The sequence below is a fragment of the Duganella sp. BJB1802 genome, assembly GCF_013369445.1.
Taxonomy (GTDB): Bacteria; Pseudomonadota; Gammaproteobacteria; order Burkholderiales; family Burkholderiaceae_D; genus Rugamonas; species Rugamonas vulcania_A.
In genome coordinates, this window is record NZ_JABWEF010000023.1 from 112,679 (window position 1) to 120,163 (window position 7,485).

Genomic DNA, 7,485 nt, shown 5'->3' on the forward strand with positions numbered 1-7,485 from the left:
CCCAGGCGTTACCAGCGCCACGCCTCGACCAGGCGCAGCAGGTTGTGGCGGCTGCTGGCTGTCCAGTTGGTGCGCCATTGGGCCGGGTGGGTCAGCAGGCAGATGCGGCGGTGGCGGCCCAGCGCCTGCTGCGGCGGCTGCGGATGGAAGTACTGCGGCGCCGGGCGGTCGCTGATGTACAGGTCGAAGCTGGCCAGCAGCGCCGGGTCGTAGCATTCGCAGGCGATGCCGCAGCGCGCGCGCAGCGCGGAATCGTCCAGCAGCTCGCAGTTGGCCATGCCGAGCCGGCGGTTGGCGAAGTCGCCGTGGCTGGCGACGGTGCGCAGCTTGACGCCGACGCCGGCCTCGACGCGGTGGAAGTTGCGCTCGAATTCGGCGCGGATCTCCGGCAGGCGGGCGCGCACGGCGTCGGCCTGCCTGAGGTGCTCGCGCTTGGCGTAGGTGGCCACCTCCTCGTAGTGGTAGCTGGCCTCGCTGCCGTAGCGTTCGATGTCGCGCATCAGGCCGAAGTCCAGCGTCGACAGGCGGAAGTAATAGCTGGCGTGCACGCCATGCCGCTGCTCCAGCGCGAACAGCGCGCGCGCGGTGCGCAGGTCGGTGTCGATGTCGTGGCGGTGCACCAGCACCGGTCCGTCGGGCGCGCCCGACCGCGGCGCCGCCAGCCAGCCGCGCACCGAGGTCTGGCGGTAGCCGGCCTGGCTGGCCTGCCGCAGCAGCGCGGCGTAGTGGTGCAGGCGCGACGGCATCAGGTAGTCGCTGTAGAGGCGGCGCAGGATGGTGTTCATAGCAGCGTGTACCTTGCGCGGTAGGGGGAGAAACCCAGCATGGTCTTGAACTGCCGCAGACCCGGCTTGGCGCCGAAGAAGGTGTCGTACATCAGGTAGTGCGGGCCGTGGCCGGCCTGCAGCTCCTGCAGCAGTTCGATGACGATGTCGGTCACCATCAGGTGCATGGCGCCGTCGTTGTTGCGGTAGCCCAGCAGCTGCGAGAAGGCGGCGAAGTTGCCGTAGCGGCCGACGTTGCAGTAGGCGGCCAGCCGGCCGTCCTTGTTGAACACGCCGTAGTAGCGGAAATGGCTCAGCGCTTCGTAGCGCGGCGGCTTGTGCTGGTAGCGCTCGTCCATCGGCCGGCCCTGGCGGCTGGCGCTGCTGGTGTTGATGGCGTGGATGGCGTCGATGTGCTCGTTGCGGTCGATGCGCGCCAGCGTGTAGCCGCGCCGCCTGGCCTTGCCGGCGTAGCTGGCGGCGCCGCAGCGCCCGGTGATGCTGGCCAGGTAGGCGGCCGGCGTCGGGTGGCGGCGCAGGTCGATCAGCGCCACGCCCAGCTGCTTGTGGCCGAACAGCTTGTATTTCGGATGCGGCCGCGTGAAGCGGCGGTGCGTGTCGAGCACGTCGGCCGGATGCAGGCGCGGGTCGAAGGTCAGGCTCGCCACGGGCAGGCGGGCGACGTCCAGCAACAGGCGGAACGGACGGGTAAGCGTGGCGATCATGCCGGCATCTCCCTCAATGGATGGAATAACGGACGCGGTAGGGCGCGAAGCCCAGCTTTTTCTTGAACTCCCGCAGGCCCGGCAGGGCCCCCAGGTAGGTGTCGTACATCAGGTAGTTCAGCCGGCCCTCGTCGATCAGGCGGCAGGCGATGTCGGCCAGCAGCAGGTACATCAGGCCGTCGCTGGTCTTGTAGCCCAGCAGGTGGTCGGTGGCGGCGAAGTCGCCGTAGATGCCGAGGTCGCAGTAGGCGGCCAGCCGGCCGTCCTGGTCCAGCACGCCGTAGTAGCGGAAGCTGTCGACCGCGACGAAGTGCTCGGCGCGGTCGGCGTAGGACGGATCCATCGGCCGGCCCTGGCGCTGCGCCAGCGAAGTGTTGATGCGGTGGATGTCGTCGATGTAGCGGTTGCGGTCGATCTCGGCCACGCGGTAGCCGTGGGCGCGGGCGCGCCGGCTCTGGTAGCCGGCGTAGTCCTTGCGGCCGACCGCCCGCAGGTAGGCGGCGCTGTCGCGGTAGGCGCGCAGGTCGAGCAGGGCGACGCCGAGCGACTTGAAGCGCACCAGCTTGCAGCGCGGATGCGGGCTGGTGAACAGTGCGTGGGTGCGCTCGACCAGCTCGGGGTTGAGCGCGCGCTCGAAGCGCAGCCGCGCGCGCGGCAGGCGCAGCACGTCGGCGATCAGCGCCAGCTGTGCGGGCAGGGCGTGGAGGCGGTCAGAGGTTTTCATAATAGCGCAGCAGTTGTTCGGCTTGGCCGCGCCAGTGGTAGCGCGCCAGCACGGCGGCGCGGCCGTTGCGGCCCATGCGGCGCGCCAGTTCCGGGTCGGCGGCCAGGCGGTCGATGGCGGCGGCGATGGCGGCCGGGTCGCGCGGATCGACGCACAGGCCGCAGCCGGCGTCGTCGACGATGCGGCGCCACAACGGGAAGTCCGAGGCGATCACGGCGATGCCGGCCGCCATGTATTCGAACAGCTTGACCGGCAGCGCGTCCAGGTGGTTGGCGGCCGGCAGCAGCGTGACCAGGCCGGCGCGCGAGGCGGCCATCAGCGCGGCCACGCCGCTGCGGCCGAGCACGCCATGGGCGTCGATCCGCTCCCAGCCGGGCTGGACCCGCATGTGCGCGGCCAGCTCCGGTTCGCTGAAGCGGCCGGCCAGGCCCACGCGCACGGGCGTGCGCAGCAGCGTGCAGGCGCGCACCAGTTCGGCGATGCCGCGCAGCGCGCTCAGGCCGCCGACATAGCACACCTGCAGCGGCTGGCCGTCCCAGGCGGCGGCGCCGAATTCCTCCGGCTGCGGATAGTTGTGGATGGCGACGGCGCCCGGCTGGATGGGCAGGAACTTGTCGCGGATGACGGGGGTGGCGGCGATCACGCCGTCGAGCCGGGCGCAGGCGCGGCGCTCGAAGCGGGCGTAGGCGGCCGACAGCAGGCGCCGCAGCGGCGCGTTCAGGTAGGGCTTGCCCAGCAGCTGCAGCGGCACGTCCTCGTGGGCGTCGAACACCACCTTGCGGCCGCGCCGCCGCAGCAGCAGGCCGGCCGGCAGCAGCTCCGGGTCGTGCAGCTGGATGATGTCGGCGTCGAGCGCCCGCGCGCGCCGGTACACGCGGCAGGTGGCGTGCAGCATGCGGTCGAGGCGGCCGCGTGCGGCGCCGGCGTCGACGATGCTCACGCCGTCGCGCCTGGCATCGCCCAGGCCGTCGGCCACCACCAGCGTGACCTGGTGGCCGTGCGCGGCCAAGGTGCGGCACTGCTTGCCGAAGATGCGGCTGTCGTCGCGCGGGTGCGCCGAGCTCAGGTGGGCGATCTTAAGCATGGTCCGCTCCGGCGCGGTAGCGCGCGTAGGCGCCCAGCGCGGCGCCGATCAGCATGTCGCTGAAGAAGTGCGACAGGCACAGCAGCAGCACGGTCATGCCGAGCAGGCTCCAAGCCAGCAGGAAGGCCGGGCCGCGGCCGTCGCGCCCGCCCACCGCCCAGGTGTGCAGGCCCATCTGCAACAGCGGGTACAGCAGCAGCGCCAGCAGCGCGGCAAAGCCGAACAGGCCGAGGTCGACCCAGGCCGACAGGATGTTGTGGCTGTACAGGCCGACCGGATAGCTGCCGTAGTCGCCGAGGATGGGGTGCTCGCCGATGGTGCGCAGCGCGTTCAGGGTCAGCTGGTGGCGCATGTTGGCCGAGGTCGAGTGCGACAGGTCCAGCAGCTCCAGCGTGCGGTTGCCGGGCACGGCCGCCAGCAGCAGCGCCAGCAGGCGCGGCGCCAGCAGCGCCAGCGCGGCGAAGGCGGCGGCCGTGGCGGCGCGGCGGCGCGTGGCGTGCAGTTCGATCAGCGGGACCAGGAACAGCAGCGCGCCGAACTCGCTGCGCGCGGTGTTGACGTACAGCGTGGCCGCGCCCAGCGCGTACCAGGCCCAGCGCAGCGGCGCCTGGCGCGTGGTGGCCAGCACGGCGGCCAGCGGCAGCAGGTAGGAGCGCGAGAATCCCTGGTAGGTGGCGACGCTGTCGGGATCGCGCGCTTCGCCCAGCGCGGCCAGGTAGAAGGCGCCGTCCACCGCGTACGCGAACACCACGCAGGACATGGCGGCCAGGCTGGCGTATTGGGTCAGGCGGAAGCGGCGGCTGGTGCAGTCGAGCGTGCTGAAGATGACGAACAGGTTGAACAGGTAGAGCAGGGCCAGCGCGTGGTGCGCGGTGATGGCCGGGTTGGCGCTGGGCGCGTGGCAGGCCACCATGGCGCCGAAATAGGCCAGGAAAGCCAGCAGCGCGGCGTCCACCCGTGGCAGCTGGTGGCGGGCGCGGTGCAGCCGGCGCCAATAGGTCAGCAGCATGGCCGGCAGCAGCAGCAGCGAGACGGCGGCGAAATAGCCGCCCAGGTAGGCGCGGATCAGGCCCAGGCCCAGCAGCGTCTGGTAGGCGAAGAAGCCGGGGAACAACAGGAAGAAGCCGAGCTCGGCCCAGGCGGTGTCCGGCCGGGCGGCAGCGCGCGCGACCGGTGCGCGAGATGCGGCGGCGGTCGGTTCGGTTGGCGCTGGGTGCGCGGCGCCGGCGGTGGCGTCAGCGGGCCGCATGCAGCCTCCCGGCGGGATCTCGGTCCAGCGCGTAGCGGTAGGACATGCGCAGGTACACGAGGTACAGCAGCGAGTAGCCGGTCGCGTAGGCGGCCACGCTCTGGTGCAGCGTGAGCGGCGCGGCGAACACGGCCAGCGTCATCGCGAACAGCGCCAGTTGCCAGGCCAGTTCGATCTTCTGGCGGCCGGCCACGAAGAACACATAGCTGAGCGGGCTGGCGATGAAGTTGAGGAAATACAGCGGCGCCAGGATCTGCGCCAGCTCGCCGGCCGCGCGCCACGGCGCGCCGAAGGCGAAGGCGAACAGCGGCGGCGCGGCCAGCAGCAACAGCAGCGACGGCAAAAAGCCCAGCAGCAGCAGCACGCGCGCCGCGTGGCGCCAGGCCGGACGGCAGTTGCCGCTGTTCTGGTACTGGCGCACCGATTCGCGCTTGAACACTTCCTGCACCGAGGCCGCCAGCAGCGAGACCGGCGCCGCCAGCACCCGTTGGGTGAGCGCGAACTGGCCGGCGGCCAGCGCGCCGTGGCGGGCGCCGATCAGCAGCAGCGGCAGCGGGCCGATGGCGGCGTTGAGCACGTTCGATGGCAGCGCGTAGCGCCAGAACGCGCGGTGGGCGTGCAAATAGCGTCGCTGGGCTGGTGTCGGCAACGCGCCGCGCCGCAGCCGCCGCGCCAGCAGGCGCAGACGTACCAGCGGACGGCGTGCGCGCGTCCGCGACGATGGCGGCCGCAGCAGCAGGCGGGCGGCGGCCAGGCCGGTGGCCAGGCCCAGCAGCTGTCCGGCCGGCAGCGCCACGCGCCCGCGCCGGCCGCCAGCAGCGCCAGCTGCGACAGCGCGACGCCGCCGGCCGCCCAGATCTTGGCCTTGGCGGCCGGCGCGAAGGCGTTGTGCGAGGCGGCGTAGGCCAGCGTGGTCTGCATGCCGGCGGTCAGCCAGGCGGCCGCGCCCAAGGTCAGCACGCCGCTCCACGGCAGCGTGGTCCATCCCGCCGCCCGCGCGGCCGTCGCGGCCAGGGTCAGCAGCGCGGCCAGCCAGCCGGCCGACCACGCGACCACGCCAAAGCACAGCCGCTGGCGCGCCGGCGCGTGGTCGATGATCATGGCGTTCTCCATGCGCAGCGTGGCCGCGACCGCCGCGATGGCGACCACGCCGTACCACACGCCGAACCGGCCCAGGTCGGCCGGCCGGCACAGGCGGGTGATCAGCGGCGCGGCCAGGATGGGCAGCGCCTGCGCCGCCACCGAACCGCTCAGCACGGTCAGCAGATGCTTCCAGAAGGGCGGCAGGGCGCGCATGGCCAAGCTCCGGTCAGCGGCCGTCGGCGGCCAGCACGATGGCGGCGATGCGCTCGGCGGCGGCCTCGGCCAGATACGGCCCCATCGGCAGGCTCAGCACCTGCCGCGCCAGCAGGTCGGCTTGCGGACAGTCGGCCTGGTCCATGGCGGCGTAGGCCGGCTGGCGGTGGATCGGCAGCGGGTAGTGCACCGCACTGGGGATGCCGGCCAGCTGCAGCGCCGCCTGCACCGCCGCGCGGTTGCGCGGCGCGATCGTGTATTGCGCGTAGACGCTGGTGCGGTCGGGCCGCGGCGCGAAGGTGGCGACGCGGCCGGCGAACAGGCGCTCGTAGCGGTTCGCCACGCGCTGACGCGCCGCCAGCTCCTGCGCGAACAGGTCCAGCTTGGCCAGCACGATGGCGCATTGCAGCGTGTCCATGCGGCCGCCGACGCCGACCCGGGTGTGGTGGTAGCGCCGCGCCTGGCCGTGCACGCGGATCTCGCGCATGGCCTGCGCCAGCGCGTCGTCGCTGGTGAAGGCGGCGCCGCCGTCGCCGTAGCAGCCAAGCGGCTTGCTGGGGAAGAAGCTGGTGCAGCCGATGGTCGACAGGTTGCAGCTGCGCCGGCCCCGGTAGGCCGCGCCGAAGCTTTGCGCCGCGTCCTCGATCACCGCCAGCCCGTGCTCGAGCGCGATGGCGTTGATGGCGTCCATGTCGGCCGGTTGGCCGTACAGCGACACCGGCATGATGGCGCGCGTGCGCGGGCCGACGCGCGCGGCGATGCGCGCCGGGTCGAGGTTGGCGCTGCCGGGCTCGACGTCGACGAACACCGGCCGCGCGCCGGCCAGCACGATGGCCTCGGCGGTGGCGATGAAGGAGAACGGCGTGGTGATGACCTCGTCGCCCGGCCGCACGTCCAGCGCCATCAGCGCGATCAGCAGCGCCTCGGTGCCGGAGGCGGCGGTCACGCAGTGGCGCGCGCCGGTGTAGTCGGCCAGGCGCCGCTCCAGTTCGGCCACCTCGGGCCCCATGATGTACTGGCCGTGGTCCAGCACGCGCCGCACGGCCGCGTCGATCGGCGCGCGCAGCAGCCGGTATTGCGCCTTCAGGTCGGTCATTTCCATGGCGCGCTCCGGCCGTCGTCCTCCTGCGGCATGCAGCGCCCGTCCTCCAGCACATATTGCTCGCCGCTGTGCGGGCAGCGCGCGCGGCCGCCGCCGCGCGGGAACGGCAGCCGCTCGCCGTGGCGGCTGATCCAGCCCAGCGGGCGCGCCGGCACGCCGGCCATCAGCGCGAAGTCCGGCACGTCGCGCGTGACCACCGCGCCGGCGCCGATGAAGGCGTAGCGGCCGATCGTCACGCCGCAGACGATGGTGGCGTTGGCGCCGATGGTGGCGCCGCGCCGCACCAGCGTGGGCCGGTACTCGTGCTTGCGCACCACGGCCGCGCGCGGATTGTGGACGTTGGTGAACACCATGCTGGGGCCGCAGAACACGTCGTCCTCGATGGTGACGGCGTCGTACACCGACACGTTGTTCTGCAGCTTGACGCGGTCGCCGATGGCGGCGTCGCCGCCGACGTAGACGTTCTGCCCGAGCGAGCAGCCGGCGCCGATGCGGGCGCCGCCGCACACGTGGCTGAAATGCCAGATCCGCGTGCCGGCCC

Annotated in this window: 8 protein-coding genes; all 8 read right to left on the bottom strand. The window is 72.6% G+C overall.

Annotation, left to right across the window (positions count from 1 at the left end):
* Window positions 1-8: 8 nt before the first annotated feature.
* Window positions 9-785 carry a hypothetical protein gene (locus HUX88_RS27915; RefSeq protein WP_176363874.1) on the bottom strand — a complete coding sequence of 259 codons (777 nt, stop codon included), beginning with the start codon at window positions 783-785 and terminating at the stop codon, window positions 9-11.
* Window positions 782-1,489: a hypothetical protein gene (locus HUX88_RS27920; protein ID WP_117010027.1), complete on the bottom strand. Its 708-nt coding sequence runs from the start codon at window positions 1,487-1,489 to the stop codon at window positions 782-784. Before HUX88_RS27920 ends, HUX88_RS27915 begins: the two co-directional genes overlap by 4 nt.
* Window positions 1,490-1,502: 13 nt before the next feature.
* Entirely contained in the window at window positions 1,503-2,213 is a 711-nt protein-coding gene (locus tag HUX88_RS27925; RefSeq protein ID WP_117010028.1) for a hypothetical protein, read from the bottom strand.
* On the bottom strand, window positions 2,200-3,297 hold the full coding sequence (locus HUX88_RS27930; protein WP_176363875.1) for a glycosyltransferase: 1,098 nt from the start codon (window positions 3,295-3,297) through the stop codon (window positions 2,200-2,202). The genes HUX88_RS27925 and HUX88_RS27930 overlap by 14 nt, the downstream gene beginning before the upstream one ends.
* Window positions 3,290-4,546 (bottom strand): hypothetical protein, encoded by a 1,257-nt coding sequence (locus HUX88_RS27935; RefSeq protein WP_176363876.1) that lies wholly within the window; start codon window positions 4,544-4,546, stop codon window positions 3,290-3,292. Before HUX88_RS27935 ends, HUX88_RS27930 begins: the two co-directional genes overlap by 8 nt.
* Window positions 4,533-5,342: an oligosaccharide flippase family protein gene (locus HUX88_RS32820; protein WP_229219584.1), complete on the bottom strand. Its 810-nt coding sequence runs from the start codon at window positions 5,340-5,342 to the stop codon at window positions 4,533-4,535. The genes HUX88_RS27935 and HUX88_RS32820 overlap by 14 nt, the downstream gene beginning before the upstream one ends.
* Window positions 5,343-5,855: 513 nt before the next feature.
* Window positions 5,856-6,944, bottom strand: a complete 1,089-nt coding sequence (locus tag HUX88_RS27945; RefSeq protein WP_176363877.1) for a DegT/DnrJ/EryC1/StrS aminotransferase family protein — start codon at window positions 6,942-6,944, stop codon at window positions 5,856-5,858.
* Window positions 6,935-7,485: acyltransferase (locus tag HUX88_RS27950; RefSeq protein ID WP_176363878.1), on the bottom strand; the 551-nt coding region annotated here is incomplete at its 5' end. The genes HUX88_RS27950 and HUX88_RS27945, both read right to left, overlap by 10 nt.